19 protein-coding genes are annotated in these 17700 nt (G+C 65.3%); 7 read left to right on the top strand and 12 right to left on the bottom strand.

From position 1 onward, the window contains the following. Positions 1-10: 10 nt before the first annotated feature. Positions 11-634: a ParB-like protein gene (locus JQ635_RS07560; protein ID WP_211409237.1), complete on the bottom strand. Its 624-nt coding sequence runs from the start codon at positions 632-634 to the stop codon at positions 11-13. Between the two features lie 304 nt (positions 635-938). On the opposite strand from JQ635_RS07560, the gene JQ635_RS07555 reads away from it, so the two are divergent. The 6 genes from JQ635_RS07555 (at position 939) to JQ635_RS07530 (ending at position 5731) form a co-directional block, all read left to right on the top strand. After that, positions 939-1280 (top strand): hypothetical protein, encoded by a 342-nt coding sequence (locus tag JQ635_RS07555; RefSeq protein WP_211409236.1) that lies wholly within the window; start codon positions 939-941, stop codon positions 1278-1280. A gap of 212 nt (positions 1281-1492) precedes the next feature. After that, positions 1493-1780, top strand: a complete 288-nt coding sequence (locus JQ635_RS07550) for an acyl carrier protein (RefSeq protein ID WP_007592476.1) — start codon at positions 1493-1495, stop codon at positions 1778-1780. A gap of 10 nt (positions 1781-1790) precedes the next feature. Continuing rightward, positions 1791-2261: a 3-hydroxyacyl-ACP dehydratase FabZ family protein gene (locus JQ635_RS07545; RefSeq protein WP_211409235.1), complete on the top strand. Its 471-nt coding sequence runs from the start codon at positions 1791-1793 to the stop codon at positions 2259-2261. Then, the gene (locus JQ635_RS07540; protein WP_211409234.1) at positions 2258-3463 is read left to right on the top strand and encodes a beta-ketoacyl-ACP synthase; all 1206 of its coding nucleotides are present in this window, start codon (positions 2258-2260) and stop codon (positions 3461-3463) included. Before JQ635_RS07545 ends, JQ635_RS07540 begins: the two co-directional genes overlap by 4 nt. A 49-nt stretch (positions 3464-3512) precedes the next feature. Then, positions 3513-4790, top strand: a complete 1278-nt coding sequence (locus JQ635_RS07535; protein ID WP_211409233.1) for a beta-ketoacyl-ACP synthase — start codon at positions 3513-3515, stop codon at positions 4788-4790. Between the two features lie 8 nt (positions 4791-4798). Beyond that, positions 4799-5731 carry a lipid A biosynthesis lauroyl acyltransferase gene (locus JQ635_RS07530; RefSeq protein ID WP_211409232.1) on the top strand — a complete coding sequence of 311 codons (933 nt, stop codon included), beginning with the start codon at positions 4799-4801 and terminating at the stop codon, positions 5729-5731. A gap of 132 nt (positions 5732-5863) precedes the next feature. Here JQ635_RS07530 and JQ635_RS07525 read toward each other — a convergent pair whose 3' ends face one another. The 8 genes from JQ635_RS07525 to JQ635_RS07490 form a co-directional block, all read right to left on the bottom strand. Continuing rightward, entirely contained in the window at positions 5864-6976 is a 1113-nt protein-coding gene (locus JQ635_RS07525; RefSeq protein WP_211409231.1) for a polyamine ABC transporter substrate-binding protein, read from the bottom strand. A 7-nt stretch (positions 6977-6983) separates the two neighbouring features. Further along, the gene (locus JQ635_RS07520) at positions 6984-8162 is read right to left on the bottom strand and encodes an aminotransferase (RefSeq protein ID WP_211409452.1); all 1179 of its coding nucleotides are present in this window, start codon (positions 8160-8162) and stop codon (positions 6984-6986) included. A 21-nt stretch (positions 8163-8183) separates the two neighbouring features. Beyond that, entirely contained in the window at positions 8184-8510 is a 327-nt protein-coding gene (locus tag JQ635_RS07515) for a rhodanese-like domain-containing protein (protein ID WP_080138282.1), read from the bottom strand. A 159-nt stretch (positions 8511-8669) separates the two neighbouring features. Further along, positions 8670-10598 carry a potassium transporter Kup gene (locus JQ635_RS07510; RefSeq protein ID WP_211409230.1) on the bottom strand — a complete coding sequence of 643 codons (1929 nt, stop codon included), beginning with the start codon at positions 10596-10598 and terminating at the stop codon, positions 8670-8672. Between the two features lie 154 nt (positions 10599-10752). Then, positions 10753-12651: a potassium transporter Kup gene (locus JQ635_RS07505; RefSeq protein ID WP_211409229.1), complete on the bottom strand. Its 1899-nt coding sequence runs from the start codon at positions 12649-12651 to the stop codon at positions 10753-10755. Between the two features lie 228 nt (positions 12652-12879). Beyond that, a complete protein-coding gene (locus JQ635_RS07500; RefSeq protein ID WP_211409228.1) occupies positions 12880-13710 on the bottom strand; it encodes an OmpA/MotB family protein in 831 nt (276 codons plus the stop codon). A 24-nt stretch (positions 13711-13734) separates the two neighbouring features. Next, on the bottom strand, positions 13735-14508 hold the full coding sequence (locus JQ635_RS07495) for a motility protein A (RefSeq protein WP_080138159.1): 774 nt from the start codon (positions 14506-14508) through the stop codon (positions 13735-13737). Between the two features lie 90 nt (positions 14509-14598). Further along, positions 14599-14772: a hypothetical protein gene (locus tag JQ635_RS07490; protein ID WP_211409227.1), complete on the bottom strand. Its 174-nt coding sequence runs from the start codon at positions 14770-14772 to the stop codon at positions 14599-14601. Between the two features lie 48 nt (positions 14773-14820). Here JQ635_RS07490 and JQ635_RS07485 point away from each other — a divergent pair, with 48 nt between their 5' ends. Beyond that, entirely contained in the window at positions 14821-15114 is a 294-nt protein-coding gene (locus tag JQ635_RS07485) for a hypothetical protein (RefSeq protein ID WP_211409226.1), read from the top strand. A gap of 16 nt (positions 15115-15130) precedes the next feature. Here the strand turns inward: JQ635_RS07485 and JQ635_RS07480 are convergent, their stop codons facing one another. From JQ635_RS07480 to JQ635_RS07470, 3 genes are all read right to left on the bottom strand, one after another. Beyond that, complete coding sequence (locus tag JQ635_RS07480; protein ID WP_211409225.1) at positions 15131-15850, bottom strand: RraA family protein; 720 nt, start codon at positions 15848-15850, stop codon at positions 15131-15133. A 120-nt stretch (positions 15851-15970) separates the two neighbouring features. After that, positions 15971-16852 carry a CDP-alcohol phosphatidyltransferase family protein gene (locus tag JQ635_RS07475; protein WP_211409224.1) on the bottom strand — a complete coding sequence of 294 codons (882 nt, stop codon included), beginning with the start codon at positions 16850-16852 and terminating at the stop codon, positions 15971-15973. A gap of 85 nt (positions 16853-16937) precedes the next feature. Next, positions 16938-17660 carry a phosphatidylserine decarboxylase gene (locus JQ635_RS07470; protein ID WP_349631846.1) on the bottom strand — a complete coding sequence of 241 codons (723 nt, stop codon included), beginning with the start codon at positions 17658-17660 and terminating at the stop codon, positions 16938-16940. Positions 17661-17700 lie beyond the last annotated feature (40 nt).

Here is a 17700-nt window from a genome sequence, read left to right as displayed (position 1 = left end):
GCGGGTGCGCTCAATCATCCTCCGCCGGGCCGCACCAGCCGGGCAGATAGACCGCATCCTTGCTCTTGGCCGCGGCCAGGGCCTTCTCCAGCGCCTTGTCGAAATCGGCATCCACCGCCTTGCGCGACAGCTTCCGGCGCAGGAAGTCCGCCCACAGGAATTCGGAGAACGGCGTGGTGTCCTTGGCGAAGCCGCCCAAGCGGCGGAGCTCGCCGGCAAGGCTGCGGAAGGGATCGTCCTTGAGATCGGCGATCGATTTCGGCAGATCGCGGAACGACCGCCGCTCGCCCTTGGCGTCGTAAGGATAGACCCAGCGCTTGTTGTCCATCACGCCCCAGAACGCCTCGCGCTCGACCATGCGGAGATCGCCGACCACGGTCACCAGCACCTCCTTGACGCCCTCGTCGTGCAGTGCACGGCCGAGATGATGATGGTCGATGACGTAGTAGCGCAGGTCCGGCCCGTAGACGACGGGGATCATGTGCTTGCCGAGCAGGTCGGCCTGCTTCCTCCTGTCGTGCTCGCGCCAGCGCTTGCGCTTCTCCTTGACCTCGCGCATGCCGACCGTCATCTGCGTCGGTCGAAGCGACAGGATCGGCACCGGATGCACTCGCGGCTCGCGCGTATTGGTCATGGTCGAAGGGGCCCTCACATCGTTGCAACCGGTCGCCCGGGTTCCCTGGATTATGCCATGGGCCCCATGGCGGTAAATGCGTTCGACCTGCACGGGGAGATCACAAGCCGATGTTCACGAGGCTGGACGCGGCGCCATCCTTCGTTGCTGCAACGCAACCCGCGCGTCCTGCCCGGGTCTGTCGGGCTTCCGCAAGACGGGGCGTGCAAGAGACGCAATACACGTTTGCGTTGAGAAGATTTTCTGCAACGCTTTCATCACGTGTGCTATCTAAAAATCGCTGCTTCGGAGTGATCCCCGCCCCATGAAAACCCAGCGGCCCATAAGCTCGGATGACGAGCACCGGGTGCTCCAGTTCAGGCCGCGCACTGCGCCCACCCCGCCGGTCCACCGGGGCAACGGCACCGTGCAGCCGCTGCGCGTCACGCCCGAGCCGCTCGACCTGTCGCGCTACGAGCAGCCCCGCGCCAAGCCGGACGATTTCCGCCACCGCATGCTTGCCAACATCGCCGCGCTCGCCTTCACCATCGCGCTGACTGCAATCGGGATCTGGCTCGCGGTGAGCATCGCCGACCTGCGCCGGACCCAGGATTGCGTGCTGATGGGCCGCCGCGACTGCGCCAAGATCACGACGCCCCACATCTAGGCCCCCGCCTCCGGCCGCAAGGCTCTGCCGGCGGCGTCCCCAGCCTGTTCCTAGGTCCTCCCGGCTCCATTGAACTCAGGGCGGCGCTCCGATATACGGGCTCTCGACCCGGCCAGAGGGGGGTTTGAGGGCGTCATCAGGGGCGCGATGCCCTCCCATCGCGCCACTCTGGAAAATCTGACAAATATCCGCAATATATCAAAGGCTTAGTGATGTCTTCCACATTCGATCAGGTCGCCACGATCATCGCTGAAACCTGCGACATCCCGCGCGACACGATCACGCCGGATAGCCATGCCATCGATGACCTCGGCATCGACAGCCTCGATTTCCTCGATATCGCCTTCGCGATCGACAAGCAGTTCGGCATCAAGCTGCCGCTGGAAAAGTGGACCCAGGAGGTCAACGACGGCAAGGCGACCACCGAACAATATTTCGTGCTGAAGAACCTGTGCGCGCGCATCGACGAACTGGTTGCCGCCAAGGGCGCAAGCGCCTAATCGGGCGGTCATGCAACTCGAATACTTCCACATGATCGATCGGATCGTCGACCTCAACGTCGACGAGAAGAAGATTGTCGTCGAAGCCCAGGTCCCGAAGGAGAGCACCGTCTTCGAGGGGCATTTTCCGGGCTATCCCCTGATGCCCGGCGTGCTCCTTATCGAATCGATGGCACAGGCCTCGGGCTTTCTCCTGCTGGGCGTCTTGAAGTTCGAGCGCATGCCGATTCTCGCCGCCGTGAAGGAAGCCAAGGTGCGCGGCTCGGTGTTTCCGGGCGACCTGATGACCCTCGAGGCGAGCGTGGCCCATGAGGGCTCGGGCTATGCCATGACCGAGGCCAAGATCAGGGTCGACGGCAAGCTGCGCGCGAATTCGACGCTCACCTTCACGCTGATCCCCTTCCCCAATTCGGATATGCGCGGATACATGGACGCGGTCGCAAAACGCGTCGGCTTTCCGCAACAGGCCATATCGCCATGACTGACATCGCTTCGAAGCCCGGCCAGACGGAAGTCTGGATCACCGGCATTGGGCTTGCCACCTCGCTCGGCGAGGGGCTGGACGCCAACTGGGCCGCGCTTCAGGAGAAGCGCATCAATGTCGATGAGAAGGGCTTTGCGCCCTACATCGTGCATCCCCTGATGCCCGTCTCCTTCGACAGCCAGATTCCGAAGAAGGGCGACCAGCGCCAGATGGAAGCCTGGCAGCGCATCGGCACCTATGCGGCCGGCCTTGCGCTCGACTCCGCCGGGATCAAGGGCAACAAGGACATCCTGTCGAAGATCGACATGGTGGTCGCCGCCGGCGGCGGCGAGCGCGACCTCAACGTCGACACCGGCGTGCTCACGGCCGAAGCCAAGGGCGCCAACGCGCCCGGCTTCCTCAACGAACGCCTGATGAGCGATCTCAGGCCGACGCTGTTCCTGGCCCAGCTCTCCAACCTGCTCGCCGGCAACATCGCCATCGTGCACGGCCTCGGCGGCACCTCGCGCACCTTCATGGGCGAAGAAGTCGCCGGCGCCGATGCCGCCCGCATCGCGCTTGCGCGCATCGCCTCGGGCGAAAGCGACATTGCCCTCGTCGGCGGCTCGCATAATGGCGAGCGCAAGGACTTGCTCGTCCTCTACGAATTCGGCGACTTCAACCTCAAGGACAAGTTTGCGCCAGTATGGGCGCGCAAGGACCATGCCGGCTTCGCGCTCGGCTCGGCCGGTGCGTTCCTGGTGCTGGAGTCTCGCGCGCATGCAGAGGCGCGTGGCGCAAAGCCCTATGCAAAGCTGTCGAGCGTCGTTGCCGATCTCGCCCGCCGCAGGCAGCCCGGCGACATGACCGCGACGCTGGAAAAGCTCTGGGCCAAGCTGCCGAAGCGCGAGGGCAAGGGCGCGATCATCACGGGGGCGACCGGCGCGGAGCCCGCAACCTCGGAAGAGCGCGGCTTCCTGAAGGGCCATGCCGACTTCCCGGTGCGCTCGACCGGCACGATGTTCGGTCACACCATGGAAACGCAATTCCCGCTCGGTATCGCGCTCGCGGCGCTGTCGATCTCGCGCGGCGCGCTGTTTCCGCCGAACGATTCGACCGGAACCGAGATTGAAATGCAGGGGGCGCCCACCCAGATTGTCGTGGTGGGGGCCGGACACTGGCGCGGCGAAGGCATGGCGCTGGTCGAGGCGGTCGGCTGAAGCGCCTCGCGCTTTGGCCGGATGATGCTCTAGCTTGATCGGGGGACACATGACTGCACCACGCGACAAATTCGGGCGCCCCGTCGTCGTCGTCACCGGCATGGGCATCATGACCTCGCTCGGCGCCGGCAAGGACGACAATTGGGCCAAGCTCGTCGCCGGCGAATCCGGCATCCGCACCATCACGCGCTTTCCGGTCGAGGGTCTCAAGACCACGATGGCCGGCACCGTCGATTTCGTCAGCGTCGATCCGTTTTCCTCCACGGGCCTCTCCGAGCGGATGGCCGAGATCGTGACGCAGGAAGCGCTCGAGCAGGCCGGCATCGGCGCCAAGGCCGACTTCCCGGGTCCCCTCTTCCTGGCTGTCGCGCCGGTCGAGGTCGAATGGCCGCAGCGCCGTGAGCTCGGCCGCGCCGTCGGCGCGCAGGACTTCAACTATGACGATCTGCTGCGCATCTCCGGCGGCGGCAAGTACACCGCCTATCATCACCGCTTCATGTTCGGCTCGGTCGCAGCCCACCTCGCCGAGACCTTCGGCACCAAGGGCTCGCCGATCTCGCTGTCGACGGCCTGCGCCTCGGGCGCGACCTCGATCCAGCTCGGCGTCGAGGCGATCCGCCGCGGCGAGACCGATGCGGCGCTGTGCGTTGCGACCGACGGCACGGTGAATCCGGAAGCGCTGGTGCGCTTCTCGCTGCTCTCGGCGCTGTCGACCCAGAACGATCCGCCGCAGGCGGCGTCCCGCCCCTTCTCCAAGAATCGCGACGGCTTCGTCATGGCCGAGGGCGCCGGCGCGCTCGTGCTGGAAAGCTATGAAGCCGCCACCGCGCGCGGCGCAAAAATCCTCGGCGTGATCGCCGGCTGCGGCGAGCTCACCGATTCCTTCCATCGCACCCGCTCTTCGCCTGATGGAAAACCGATCATCGGCTGCATGAACAAGACGCTGGCCGATGCCGGCATGACACCGGACCAGATCGACCACATCAACGCGCACGGCACCGCGACGCCCGAGAACGACAAGATGGAGTTCAACACGACATCGGCCGTGTTCGGCGAGCTCGCGCAGAAGATTCCGGTCACTTCCAACAAGTCGATGGTCGGCCACACCATCTCGGCGGCGGGCGCAGTGGAAGCGATCTTCTCGCTGCTCACGCTCGAGCACCAGCGCATCCCGCCGACGATCAACTACGAGACCCCGGATCCCACGATCCTGTTCAACGTCGTCGGCAACAAGGCGCGCGATGCCCGCGTGACCGCGGTGATGTCGAACTCGTTCGGCTTCGGCGGCCAGAACGCCTCGTTGATCCTGACCCGCGAACCGGCCTGACCGGACGCATGGCGCTGCTGACTGCGAGCACGAAGGCCCGCGCGCGGCAGGCTGCCAAATCGATCGGCGGCAGCCTGATCGGCGCCGCCACGGTCGGCATGCTGCGCACCACGCGCTATTTCGATCCGGTCAAGACCTCGGACTTTTTCGCGCGCGCCGTGAAGATGATCGGGCCGCGCCTGCGCGAGCACCGCATCGGCCGCGCCAACCTCAGTGCGGCCTTTCCCGAGAAGTCGCCGGAGGAGATCGAAAACATCCTGATGGGCGTCTGGGACAATCTCGGCCGCGTCGGCGCCGAATTCGCCCATATCGACCACGTCTGGGACTACGACCGCGACCATCCGGAAAAGAGCCGGATCGAACTCCCGGCGCGCAGCATCGAGCTGTTCGACCAGATCCGCGACGACGGCAAGCCGGCGCTGATCTTCGCCGCGCATCTCGCCAACTGGGAATTGCCGGCGCTCGCCGCCGTCGCGCATGGGCTGGACGCCGCGATCCTCTATCGCCGTCCCAACATCGCCTCCGCCGACCGCATCATCCAGGAGATGCGCCAGGTCAACATGGGCACGCTGATCCCGGCAGGCCGCGACGCGCCGCTGCGGCTCGCGCAGGCGCTGAAGGACGGCAAGCACGTCGCGATGCTGATCGACCAGTATCTGACCGGCGGCGTCGAGGTCACCTTCTTCGGCCGCAAGACCCGCGCCAACCCGATGCTGGCGCGCCTCTTGCGCCAGGTCGAATGCCCGATCCACGGGGTCCGCATCATCCGCCTGCCCGGCGGCCGCTTCACGGCCGAGATCACCGAGGAAGTCCCGTCTGTGCGCGATGCCGACGGCAAGATCGACATCCAGGGCACGACGCAGGCGATCACCAGCGTAGTGGAGAGCTGGGTGCGCGAGCATCCCGAGCAGTGGCTGTGGCTGCACAGAAGGTGGCGGTAGCTACGGCGTCATTGCCAGACGCGAGGCGCCGCAGCAATCCGGAGCGCGCCCACGGAGAGATTCTGGTTTGCTCCCGCCTTCGCCAACGCTTCGGCGGACAAGTCGCTCAGCTCGAAAATACGGATGCACCCCTCAGCGCCCCGTCTTCACCTTGGTCCAGAGCCGGTTGATGATGCGCTGGGTCGCCGGCTCGCGCGCCGTGATGACGAACAGCTTTGCGAGCGTCGCCTCGTCCGGATAGATGTTCTTGTCGCCTAGGATTTTCGGATCGACCAGCTTCTGGCTGGCGAGGTTGCCGTTGGCGTAGGACAAAAAGTCCGAGTTCTTGGCGGCGACATCCGGGCGGTAGAGATAGTTGATCAGCTCGTAGGCTTCCTTGACGTTCTTGGCATCCGCGGGGATCGCAAGATTGTCGAAGAACATCTGCGCGCCCTCCTTCGGGATGGTGTAGCCGATCTCCACGCCGCTCTTGGCTTCCGCCGCGCGGGCGCGCGCCTGCATGATGTCGCCGGACCAGCCGACCACGAAGCAGATCTCGCCGGTGGCAAGCGCGCTCAGATATTCGGAGGAGTGAAATTTTCGCACGGACGGGCGAACTTTTGCGACGGCGTCGGCGGCCTTCTCGAGGTCGGCCTGCTTGGTCGAGTTCGGATCGAGCCCGAGCCAGCTCAGCGCCGCCGGAAAGATGTCGTCGGCGGAGTCGAGCATGTGCACGCCGCAGTCTTTGAACTTTGCCAAGTTCTCCGGCTTGAAGACGATGTCCCAGCTGTCGATCTTGGCATCTAGCCCGAGGATCTGCTTCACCTTGGCGACGTTGTAGCCGATGCCCGTCGTGCCCCACATGTAGTTGGCGGCGTAGACGTTGCCGGGGTCGTAGGTGGCAAGGCGCTGCGTCACCACGGGCCAGGCGTTGGCGAGGTTCGGCAGCTTCGACTTGTCGAGCTTCTGGAAAATGTTGGCCTTGATCTGACGCTGCAGGAAATAGGCCGTGGGCACCACGACGTCATAGCCGGACTTGCCGGCCATCAGGCGCGTCTCCAGCGTCTCGTTGGCGTCGAAGGTGTCGTAGACCACCTTGATGCCGGTCTCCTTGGTGAAGTTCTCAAGGACATCCGGCGCCATGTAGTTGGACCAGTTGTAGAAGTTGACGACGCGCTCCTCCGCCCCGGCGGGAGGCGAAAGCAACGTCAGCGCGGCGGCGATGGTGAGACCAAGGCGAAACCCCGAGCGGCTGACGTTCGTCATCTCAAATCTACCTCTTGCGCCCGCGCACCGCGTCCGACAACCGCTCCAGCGCGGTGTCGAGCGTCTGGTCCTTCTTGGCAAAGCAGAAGCGCACCACCGAGGTCACCGGGTCCTGCTCGTAGAACGCCGAGACCGGGATCGCCGCGACCTTGTAATCCTTCACGATGCGCCAGCAGAACTCGGTGTCGCTCTCATTCAGCCCGAGCGGCGACAGGTCGACGGTGAGGAAGTAGGTGCCTTGCGACTTCAGCACGGGGAAGCCGAGGCTCTCCAGTCCCTTGGTCAGGCGGTCCCTGCTCCGCGTCAGATCCTTGCGCATCGACAGGAAGTAGTCGTCGGACTTGCCGAGGCCATAGGCGACGGCGGCCTGCAGGTTCGGCGCGGTGGTGAAGGTCAGGAACTGGTGCACCTTGGCGGCGACGCGCAGCAGCTGTGGCGCGGCGCAGACGAAGCCGATCTTCCAGCCGGTCAGCGAGAAGATCTTGCCGGCCGAGCCGACCTTGATGGTGCGCTCGCGCATGCCCGGGATGGTGATCAGCGGGATGTGCTTGTGCTCGTCGAAGGTGACGTGCTCCCAGACCTCGTCGCAGATCGCGATGACGTCGAACTCCTGGCAGTAGCGCGCCAGAAGCTCGAGGTCCTCGCGCGGATAGACCACCGCGGACGGATTCAGGGGATTGTTGAAGAGCACCGCCTTGGTCTTTGAATTGAAGACGCTTTTCAGCATGTCCTCATTCAACCGCCAGTGCGGCGGCTCGAGCCGGACGAGGCGCGGAATGCCGCCGGCCTGGCGGATGATCGGCAAATAGGAATCATAGACCGGCTGGAAGCAGACCACCTCGTCGCCGGGCTGGACCACGGCGAGGATCGCCGAGGTCAGCGCCTCGGTGCCGCCGGAGGTGACCATCACCTCGCTTATCGGATCGAGCTTGAGACCGTGCCAGTGGCCGTAATGGGTCGCGATCGCCTGGCGCAGCTCCGGCAGGCCCATCATCGAGGGGTACTGGTTGTAGCCGTTCAGCGAGGCCTCGGCCGCGGCGCGGCGGATGTCCTCAGGGCCGGGATCGTCAGGGAAGCCCTGGCCGAGATTGATGGCGTTGTTGTCGCGCGCGGCCTGCGACATCGCCTCGAAGATGGTGACGGGAAGGTCGGCGAAGACCTTGTTCAGGGACGAGCTCTTGGACATCTTGTTAGGCATTGGGGCCGATCAGCCACCGACCTTGCTGGGAAGACCCGCCGCCTTCCAGCCGAGCATGCCGCCGGCCAGATGCTTGTCGTAGGGAAGGCCCGCTGCCTGCGCCGCCAGCGAGGCCGTCACCGAGCGCTTGCCCGAGCGGCAGGCAAACACGACCTGCTTTCCTTGCGGATCTGGGATCGCCTTCGGATCGAAGGTCGAGAGCGGAACCACGACGCCGTAGGGGTAGGCCTCGGCCTCGACCTCGTTCGGCTCACGGACGTCGACGAGCAGATAGCGCCCTTCCGCGACACCCTTGGAGACCTCGTCCGGGGTCAGATCCTGTACCTGGTTTGCCACTTCATCCTCCAACGTCGCGGGCTGCAAGCCGGGGCGATCCCGGTGCGGGGCAACCTCGCCTCTCGGGAAACGAAAATCAAGCGCCACAAAGGCTTGAGCCGCGCGGCGCAAGTTAAAGCTAAATCGCAGCGACTTGAAGTCCGCTTTGAATCCCCTGCCCTAGATCGTCACCTGGGTGCCGACCTCGACCACGCGCCCAGAGGGGATCTGGAAATAGTCGGTGGCGTCGTTGGCGGAGCGGCTGAGCGAGATGAACAGCCGGTCCTGCCAGCGCGGCATGCCGGAATGGGCGGCGGGCTTCAGCGCCCGGCGCGACAGGAAGAACGAGGTCGACATGATGTCGAACTGCCAGCCGAGCTTGCGGGCGATGGCGAGGGCCTTCGGCACGTTCGGCGATTCCATGAAGCCGAATTTCAGCGTCACCTTGGAGAAGGTCGGCGAGATCTGCTCCAGCCGGACACGCTCGGCCGGATCGATCCGCGGGGTCTGCGCGGTCTCGATCGTGAGAATGACGTTCTTCTCGTGCAGCACTTTGTAGTGTTTCAGACTATGCATCAGCGCGGTCGGCGCGCTGAGCGGGTCCGAGGTCAGGAACACGGCGGTTCCGGGCACCCGCTGCGGCGGCCGCTTCTCCAGCATCGCCACGAGGTCGGCGAGCGGGAACTCGAGCTTGCGCGACTTCTCGAACAGCAGCCGGCTGCCGCGCCGCCACGTGTACATCAGGATGATCATGACCGCGCCGAGCGCCAGCGGCACCCAGCCGCCCTCGAACACCTTGAGCAGGTTCGCGGCGAGGAAGGTCAGGTCGAGGAACAGGAACGGCGCGATCAGCGCACCAGCGGCGATCGGCGACCACCGCCACACCTTCCAGACCACCACAAAGCCCATCATCGCCGTGACCACCATGGTCCCGGTAACGGAGATGCCGTAGGCGGACGCCAGCGCACTGGAGGAGCGGAACAGCAGCACGAGCAGAACCACCGCGACCAGCAGCAGCTGGTTGATGCGCGGGATGAAGATCTGGCCGGAATGGGCTTCAGACGTATGGCGAATTTCAAAGCGCGGCAGCAGCCCGAGCTGGATCGCCTGGCGCGTCAGCGAATAGGCGCCGGTGATGACGGCCTGGCTCGCGATCACGGTCGCCATGGTGGCCAGCACGACCATGCTGCCGCGGAAAATGCCTTGCGGGAAGAGCTGGAAGAACGGGCTGACGATCGCGCCGGGATCGCCGAGCACGAGAGCGCCCTGCCCCAGATAGTTCAGCGCCAGCGACGGCAGCACGATGAACAGCCAGGCGGTCTGGATCGGCCGCTTGCCGAAATGGCCGAGGTCGGCATAGAGCGCCTCGGCGCCGGTCACGGCCAGGAACACCGCGCCCAGCGTCACGAAGCCGATGATGCCGTGGTGGAGCATGAAGGACACGGCGTAGAGCGGGTTCAGCGCGAACAGGATCTGCGGCTGCTCGATAATGGGGTGGATCGCCGCCACCGCGAGGACCGCGAACCAGACGCACATGATCGGACCGAAGAAGGCCGCAACGCGCGCCGTGCCGCGTGACTGCACCGCGAACAGGCAGACCAGGATCACCACGGTCAGCGGGACGATGTATGGCTCGAACGTCAGCGTGACGTCCTTCATGCCTTCGATCGCCGACAGCACCGAGAGCGCCGGCGTGATCACGGCATCGCCGTAGAACAGCGCGCCGGAAATGATCCCGAGCAGGACGATGGTCGCCCCGCCGGTTCCGACCGCGCGCTGGGCCAGCGCCATCAGCGCCAGCGTGCCGCCCTCGCCGTTATTGTCGGCGCGGAGCAGGATCACGACGTATTTGAGCGTCACCACCACGATGAGCGCCCACAGGATCAGGGAGACGACGCCGAGAACGGCTGCCGGCGTGGGCGCGCCTTCGGCCCCCGAGGCTGCCATCACCGCCTCGCGGAACGCGTAGAGCGGGCTGGTGCCGATATCGCCATAGACGACGCCGATGCTGCCGAGCGTCAGCGCGCCGAACCCGGCGGTGGTGTGGGCCTCGCCATGCCCATTGGCCGCCGCCGTTTCCGGGGCGGGAACTGCTACGTCGCTTGTCATGGGAGAGCCCGATGGCCTCTAAAAATGCTTCACTGCACAACGGCGGAAGAGCGCGGGGCTTATAGTCCTGCGCTACCGGCATAGCCTAGCCCGATTTTGGGCCCTCACCATGCAGAATTCGCATAGGTGGGTCAATCCGGTTCAAATGGTGACCTCAGATGGTGACTTGGGTGCCGACTTCAACCACCCGGCCGGTGGGAATCTGGAAATAGTCCGTGGCGTCGTTGGCGGACCGGCTCAGCGCGATGAACAGATGGTCCTGCCAGAGCGGCATGCCCGACTGCGCCGAAGCCTTCAGCGACCTTCTCGACACGAAGAACGACGTCGACATGATGTCGAACTGCCAGCCCTGCTTGCGCGCGATCGCCAGTGCCTTGGGGACGTTCGGCTGCTCCATGAAGCCGAAGCGCAACCGGACCTTGGAGAACTTGTCGCTGACCTTCTCCATGCGGAAGCGCTCGGACAGATCGACCCGCGGCGTTTGCGCGGTCTCGATGGTCAGGATCACGTTGTGCTCGTGCAGGACCTTGTTGTGCTTGAGATTGTGCAAGAGCGCGGTCGGCACGAAGGAGGGATCGCTGGTCAGGAACACCGCCGTGCCCTTGACGATGTGCGGCGGCCGCTTCTCCAGGCTGCGGATCAGGTCATCCAGCGGCACCTCGATCCGGCGCGTCTTCTGGATCAGGATTCCGGTGCCCTTCCGCCAGGTCCAGATCGTCCCCGCCATGGCGGCGCCGAACAGCAGCGGCACCCAGGCGCCCTCCAGCAGCTTGAGCAGATTGGCACTGAAGAAGGTCATGTCGACCATCACGAAGGGCAGGATCACGATCGAAGCTGTCGCGGCGCGCCAGTTCCACAGCTTCCAGATCACGATGAAGCCCATGATGCCGTCGGCAACCATCGTGGTGGACACCGCGATGCCATAGGCCGAAGCGAGGCCGCTGGGCGTGCGGAACAACAGCACCAGCAGCATCACGCCGATCAGCAGCAGCCGGTTCACGCGCGGCAGATAGATCTGGCCGGCATGGGATTCGGAGGTGTAGCGCACCTCGAAACGCGGCAAGAGGCCGAGCTGCACCGCCTGATAGACAAGGGAATAGGCACCGGTGATCACCGCCTGGCTCGCGATCACGGTCGCGGCGGTCGCAAGCCCGACCAGCGGCAGCACCAGCTTCTCAGGCACCATGCGGTAGAACGAGTGCTCGATCGCGCTGGGATCGGACAGCACCAGGGCGCCCTGCCCGAAATAGTTGATCAGCAACGCGGGCAGCACGAAGAACATCCAGGCGGACTGGATCGGCTTGCGGCCGAAATGGCCGAGATCGGCGTAAAGCGCCTCGCCACCGGTCACCGCGAGGAACACGGCTCCCAATGTCACGAGGCCGATCGTGCCGTGCGTCAGCAGGAATTGCAGGGCGTAATAGGGATTGATCGCCGCCAGCACCGACGGATCGTCGGCGATGTGGACCGCGCCCATCACCGCAAGGACCGTGAACCAGACCACCATCACCGGCCCGAAGGCGGATGCCACCAGTGCGGTGCCCTTGCTCTGCACCGCGAACAGCAGCGCCAGGATCAGGACCGTGAGCGGCACGACATAGTGCTCGAATGCAGGCGTCGCGAGCTTCAGTCCGTCGACCGCCGACAGCACCGAGATCGCCGGCGTGATCATGGAATCGCCGATGAACATGGAGGCGCCGACGACGCCGAGGGCGAGCAGGAACCAGCTCCGCCGTCCCAGCGCGCGCTGCCCGAGGGCCATCAGCGAGAGCGTACCGCCCTCCCCGTTATTGTCGGCACGCAAGAGCAGCAGGACATACTTGGCGGTCACGACGATCAGGAGCGCCCACAGGATCAGCGAGAGCACGCCGAGCACGATCACCCGCGAGACCGGCTCACCGCCAGCTGCGCCCCTGACAGCCTCGTGGAATGCATAGAGCGGCGAGGTACCGATGTCGCCGAAGACAACGCCGATACTCCCGAGCGTAAGGGCCCAAAAACCCGAGGTGACCGGCCCTTCCTGGGCCTCGGTCTGTGTGATGCTCGCCGCCATGAGGGTGGAAAACGCTTCGTCCCTGAATTTGATCCGGCGCCTTTTGACGCTTCCTGCGCATCTGTCAATCGGTACAGCATAGCAGGCACGGAGCCGGTTGCCGCGACGGCGTGGCCACGCATCTCGCCAACGCGACGAGATGCCTCAGGTAAGATGGTAGCGCAAGGGGGCTTATCGTTTGGGCATGATCTCGTCGGAGAACCGGTGCCCACTTCTCCGGATCATGCCCTAGGGCTTCAAATTCGGCGGCAGCGGCGGATCTTCGCGCATCAGCGTAATGGTCACGCGCCGGTTGGCGGCGAGCGAGGGATCGTCCGGAAACAGCGGCTGGGTGTCCGCCTTACCGGAGACCGCGAAGATATGGGAGGCCGGCAGGCCCTCGCGCTCGAGGATCTGGCGCACGGCATTGGCGCGGTCGGCCGACAGATCGAAGGCGCCGTAATCGCTGCGGCTCGGCACGAATCCGGCCGCGGTGTGGCCGGCGATGGAGACGCGCAGCGGCGTGGCCTTGAGCGGGACCGCGAGCTTCTCGACCAACCGGCGCGTACGGTCGTAGGGCACCTTCGAGCCGTCGGCGAACATCGAACGGCCGTCCTGGTCGACGATCTCGAGATTAAGGCCCTGCTTGGTCTCCTCGAACATGATGTGCTTGGACATCTCGGTCAGCTCCGGCATGTCCTGCAAAGCCTGACGCAGCGAGGCCGCAGCGAGCGCGAAATTGCGGTCGATCTTCATCTTGGCGCCCGACGTGCGGTCGCGATCCTCCTGGTCCGGCGTCGGCGTGTTGGAGGCATCCTCGGGCTGGATGTGATCGACGTTCTTCAGCCGCGGACGTGTCGGCAGGCCGTCGGACTCGACGATGCCGGCGTAGCGCGCCTCGCTCTGCACGCCGAAAGCGTCGCGCATCGAGCCGGCGACGATCTTCAGCTTGTTGGCGTCCTGCGTCGAGAACGCGACGAGCATCACGAAGAAGCTCATCATCAGGCCCATCAGATCGGCGAAGGTCACGAACCAGCCGTGGCCGCCGCCGTGAGCATCGCCGCGTTTCTTCTTGGCCATCTCTGTTGATCCCGGGGAGCGGCCTTACGCCGGCACCGGCTCGCCCTCGGCGTGGCGATGCTTCTCCGGCAGATAGGCCAGCAGCATTTCGCGCACCAAGGTCGGGCTCTTGGAGTCGCGGATCATCAGGATGCCGTCGATGATGAGGGTGCGGTTGGTCTCTTCGTCCAGCAGCTTGCCGTGCAGCTTGTCGGCGATCGGCAGACAGAACAGGTTGGCGACGAGCGCGCCGTAAAGCGTGGCAAGCAGCGCGGTCGCCATGAACGGGCCGAGCTTGGAAGGATCGGTCATGTTGGCGAACATCTGCACCATGCCGATCAGCGTGCCGATCATGCCGAACGCCGGGGCGCAGTCGCCGATGGCGCGGTAGATCTTGCTGCCCTCATCGAGGTGCATCAGGAAGTTGTCGCGGTCGCGCTCGAGATTGTCGCGGATGAAGTCGAGGTCGTAGCCGTCGGCGACGTAGCGGATGCCCTTGGCGAGGAAGGGTTCGTCGGTCTCGACCTTTTCGAGACCCACCGGGCCCTGCTTGCGGGCGATCTCGGCGATGCGGGCGAGCTCGTCGACGAGGTCGTGGGCCGACAGGCGGCTCATGGTGAAGGCGAACTTGGCGCCGAGCGGGAGGCCATGCAGCAGCGCCGAGAGCGGAAAGCGGATCATGGTCGCGGAGATCGAGCCGCCGAAGATGATGATCATCGCATGTTCGGAGATGAACATGTGCAGGTCGCCGCCCATGAGGATCATCGCCGTGATGACGATGATGCCCGCCGTGAGCCCAACGCCCGTCATGATATCCATGGGAGACTCCAACGCGTCCGCAACAACGGCCATCCTGGCCGCTGGCGCGGCCCAACCCCGAACCGCATCAGGAACCCTAGAGCGCCGCCCTTAAAGCCGCGTAAAGGTTAAGTTGAGCCGGCGCACCGGACCGGCGCAATGCGCTCTGAGAATGCCGGCTTTGCCGGCAAGCGACAGGAATCTCAACACTTCGCTAACCATAAGCGGGCGCGCCGGAACGACGCTCCGGCTGCGGCCCTGCGTCACATCGAGGCCATAGGTCATTTGGTATCTTCTGGCCTTGCGGCATGCTCGATCGCGGGAGCCATCGCGATGTTGACGCTGTTCAGTCTTCTCACCGCGTTGCCGGCGGTGCTGGCGCTCCATCTGCTCGAACCGGAGCTTGTCCTGCCGGCGTTCAGCGCCCTGCTCTTTGTCGAGGCCGCCTTCGCCGTGATCGCAGCGCGGTTGCTTCACAGCTCCGACAGTGCAGACGACATCACCCTGTGGGATCTTGCCGGCGGCTTCACCCTGATCGGATGCGCCGCCGCAGTGCTGGGCGAGCCGGATCAGGCCGCCCTCTTTCTGACCGAGCAAGGCGATCTACGGCCGGCGTCGCGGCCGTAGGTCGCCCAATCATCCGTCAGTGGATCTCCGCCGAGCGCTTCAGCGCGGCCTTCAGCTTCTCCAGCGAGAAGTCCGGGCTGCGGGCGATCTCCAGGATCGGCGTCTCGCGGCGGCCGCAGAGCTCGGCGGCCTCGGGCAGCTTTGCGGCGACGTCGAGCGGGATCACGATGGCGCCGTGCTGATCGGCGTGGATCAGATCACCGGACTTCACGGTCATGCCGGCGACACGCACCTCGCCGCCGAAGCTTTCCGCATGCACCCAGGCATGCGACGGGCCGATCGAGCCGGCGAGCGCCTGGAAGCCCGGCGCCCATTGCGGGATGTCGCGGATCGAGCCATCGGTGATGACGCCGAGACAGCCGAGCGCCTTGTGCACGTTGCTCTGCACCTCGCCCCAGAACGCACCGTAGCCGACGTCGGGACCGTCGATGTCCTGGATCACCGAGATACGCGGACCGTGGCCGGTGCCGACATACTCGTAATATTCGATGCGACGCTTCGACTGCTCTTCGGCCGGCAGCGAGGATTTCAGCACCGAGCGGATCGCCACGGTGCGGGCATAGCCAACGATCGGCGGCAGGTCGGGAAACGGGCAGACCAGTTGCTTGGTGGTGTAGCCGATCAGCCGGCGCTCGGGCGCCACGATCTCCATGGCGTTGCAGATCGTCGGAGTGTCGTAGCGGCCCAGCGCTTCGAGGACGAAAGCGGGCAGCGGCCCGGTTACGGTATCAGTCACGGCGTTCTCTCCCAGATTGGCGGCTGATTGACGCGATGCCGCCGGCACAGGGCGATATAGCCGAGATCAGGCCTCAACCCAACTCAGAGGGCCTCATGGCAGATATCCGCGCGGGGCCGCTCAGTGCAGCCGTCCGGGCCGATCGTCGTCGTGCGGCGGCTCCGACAGGTTTGCCAATGTCGGCGCCGACGGCGGCGATGGGACTTCGCCTCCTGACGGCGCGGTGGCTTCCATCGCGCGCGCCTGGTCGCGATAGGATTTGTAGCCAAGCGGCAAGGCGAGAAGATACAGCACCGTGCCGATCGAGAGCACGTGCCAGGGATAGGCGATCAGGATCGCGATGAAGACGATCACCGCGACAAAGGCCGGCAGCACCAGCTCCGGCGGCACGCGCATGCGCTTGGTCTTGCCGGAGAACACCGGCAGGCGCGACACCATCAGGAAGGCGATCAGCAGCGTATAGGTCGCCGTCACCGCCGCGGGCAGCCGGCCGAGATCGAGGAACGCGACATAGATCGGCAGCAGCACCGTGATCGCGCCGGCCGGCGCCGGCACGCCGGTGAAGAAATTGGCGGCGAACGCCGGCTTGTTCGGATCGTCCATCGTGGCGTTGAAGCGCGCCAGACGGAGGCCGCCGGAGATCGCGAACACCATGGCGGCGATCCAGCCGGCATTGCCGAGCTCGTGCAGCTGCCAGAAATACAGCATCAGGCCAGGCGCGACGCCGAAATTGACGAAGTCGGCGAGGCTGTCGAGCTCGGCCCCGAACTTGGACTGGCCCTTGATCATGCGCGCGATGCGGCCGTCGATACCGTCCAGCGCGGCCGCGAACACGATGGCGTAGACGGCGAGCGACATCCGCCCCTCGATCGACAGGCGGATCGAGGTCAGGCCGGCGCAGATCGCCAGCAGCGTGATGACGTTGGGCACCAGCATCCGCACCGGAATGGGGCGGAACCGGCGGCGGCGTACATCGGGATCTCTCACGTCATAGGGCGTCATGGCTCGTCCTTATCCTAGGGCGAGATATAGCAAGCCCCGTTCTCCTCCGCCATTGCGGCGGAAGGCCCGCAAGGACCGACTTTGGTTAATTGGCGCGGAAGGCGCGGCTGGGGTCCTCGCCGGCAAGGTCGGCCAGAATGGTCTCGCCGGCGATCGCGGTCTGCCCTTCCGAGACCAGCGCCTTGGTGCCGACAGGCAGGTAGACATCGAGCCGCGAGCCGAAGCGGATCAGGCCGAAGCGCTCGCCGGCGCCGATCGCCTGCCCCTCCTTGACGAAGCAGACGATGCGCTTGGCGACGAGCCCTGCGATCTGGACCACGCCGATCCGCGCTGTCGGCGTCGTGATCACCAGCGAATTGCGCTCATTGTCCTCGCTCGCCTTGTCGAGCTCGGCATTGATGAACAGGCCAGGCCGGTAGGCGATGCGGTCCACCCTGCCCGCGATCGGGCTGCGGTTCACGTGGCAGTTGAACACGCTCATGAACACCGAGATGCGCGGCAGCGGCCGGTCGCCGAGCCCGAGCTCGGCCGGCGGCAGCGCCATGGTGATCATCGAGACGCGGCCGTCGGCCGGCGACACGACGAGACCCTCGCGCACCGGCGTCACCCGCACGGGGTCGCGGAAGAACAGCGCGCACCACACCGTCAGGATCGTGCCGATCCATCCCAAAGGCGACCACAGCCAGAACAGGATCAGGCTTGCCAGCGCAAAGCCGCCGATGAAGGGATAGCCCTCCTTGTGGATCGGCGGGATCTGACGCTGGATCGAATCGAGAATGGACATCGTTATCTGCCGCCTGGGGTTAATGGCGCGGGTCGTCGCGCGGGCTTGTTTAGGCCAGAGTTGG

Source organism: Bradyrhizobium iriomotense (genome assembly GCF_018130765.1).
In the GTDB taxonomy this organism is placed as follows: Bacteria; Pseudomonadota; Alphaproteobacteria; order Rhizobiales; family Xanthobacteraceae; genus Bradyrhizobium; species Bradyrhizobium iriomotense_A.
Note: the sequence above shows the minus strand (reverse complement) of the source record. Positions and strands in the feature narration are given on the sequence as shown.

Excerpts from the sequence above, each read along its gene's own strand:
- JQ635_RS07560 (WP_211409237.1), bottom strand. The coding sequence starts at position 634 with ATGACCAATACGCGCGAGCCGCGAGTGCATCCGGTGCCGATCCTGTCG.
- JQ635_RS07530 (WP_211409232.1), top strand. The coding sequence starts at position 4,799 with ATGGCGCTGCTGACTGCGAGCACGAAGGCCCGCGCGCGGCAGGCTGCC.
- JQ635_RS07525 (WP_211409231.1), bottom strand. The coding sequence starts at position 6,976 with ATGACGAACGTCAGCCGCTCGGGGTTTCGCCTTGGTCTCACCATCGCC.
- JQ635_RS07500 (WP_211409228.1), bottom strand. The coding sequence starts at position 13,710 with ATGGCCAAGAAGAAACGCGGCGATGCTCACGGCGGCGGCCACGGCTGG.
- JQ635_RS07505 (WP_211409229.1), bottom strand. The coding sequence starts at position 12,651 with ATGGCGGCGAGCATCACACAGACCGAGGCCCAGGAAGGGCCGGTCACC.
- JQ635_RS07545 (WP_211409235.1), top strand. The coding sequence starts at position 1,791 with ATGCAACTCGAATACTTCCACATGATCGATCGGATCGTCGACCTCAAC.
- JQ635_RS07490 (WP_211409227.1), bottom strand. The coding sequence starts at position 14,772 with ATGACCTATGGCCTCGATGTGACGCAGGGCCGCAGCCGGAGCGTCGTT.
- JQ635_RS07535 (WP_211409233.1), top strand. The coding sequence starts at position 3,513 with ATGACTGCACCACGCGACAAATTCGGGCGCCCCGTCGTCGTCGTCACC.
- JQ635_RS07475 (WP_211409224.1), bottom strand. The coding sequence starts at position 16,852 with ATGACGCCCTATGACGTGAGAGATCCCGATGTACGCCGCCGCCGGTTC.
- JQ635_RS07520 (WP_211409452.1), bottom strand. The coding sequence starts at position 8,162 with ATGTCCAAGAGCTCGTCCCTGAACAAGGTCTTCGCCGACCTTCCCGTC.
- JQ635_RS07555 (WP_211409236.1), top strand. The coding sequence starts at position 939 with ATGAAAACCCAGCGGCCCATAAGCTCGGATGACGAGCACCGGGTGCTC.
- JQ635_RS07510 (WP_211409230.1), bottom strand. The coding sequence starts at position 10,598 with ATGACAAGCGACGTAGCAGTTCCCGCCCCGGAAACGGCGGCGGCCAAT.
- JQ635_RS07485 (WP_211409226.1), top strand. The coding sequence starts at position 14,821 with ATGTTGACGCTGTTCAGTCTTCTCACCGCGTTGCCGGCGGTGCTGGCG.
- JQ635_RS07540 (WP_211409234.1), top strand. The coding sequence starts at position 2,258 with ATGACTGACATCGCTTCGAAGCCCGGCCAGACGGAAGTCTGGATCACC.
- JQ635_RS07495 (WP_080138159.1), bottom strand. The coding sequence starts at position 14,508 with ATGGATATCATGACGGGCGTTGGGCTCACGGCGGGCATCATCGTCATC.
- JQ635_RS07550 (WP_007592476.1), top strand. The coding sequence starts at position 1,493 with ATGTCTTCCACATTCGATCAGGTCGCCACGATCATCGCTGAAACCTGC.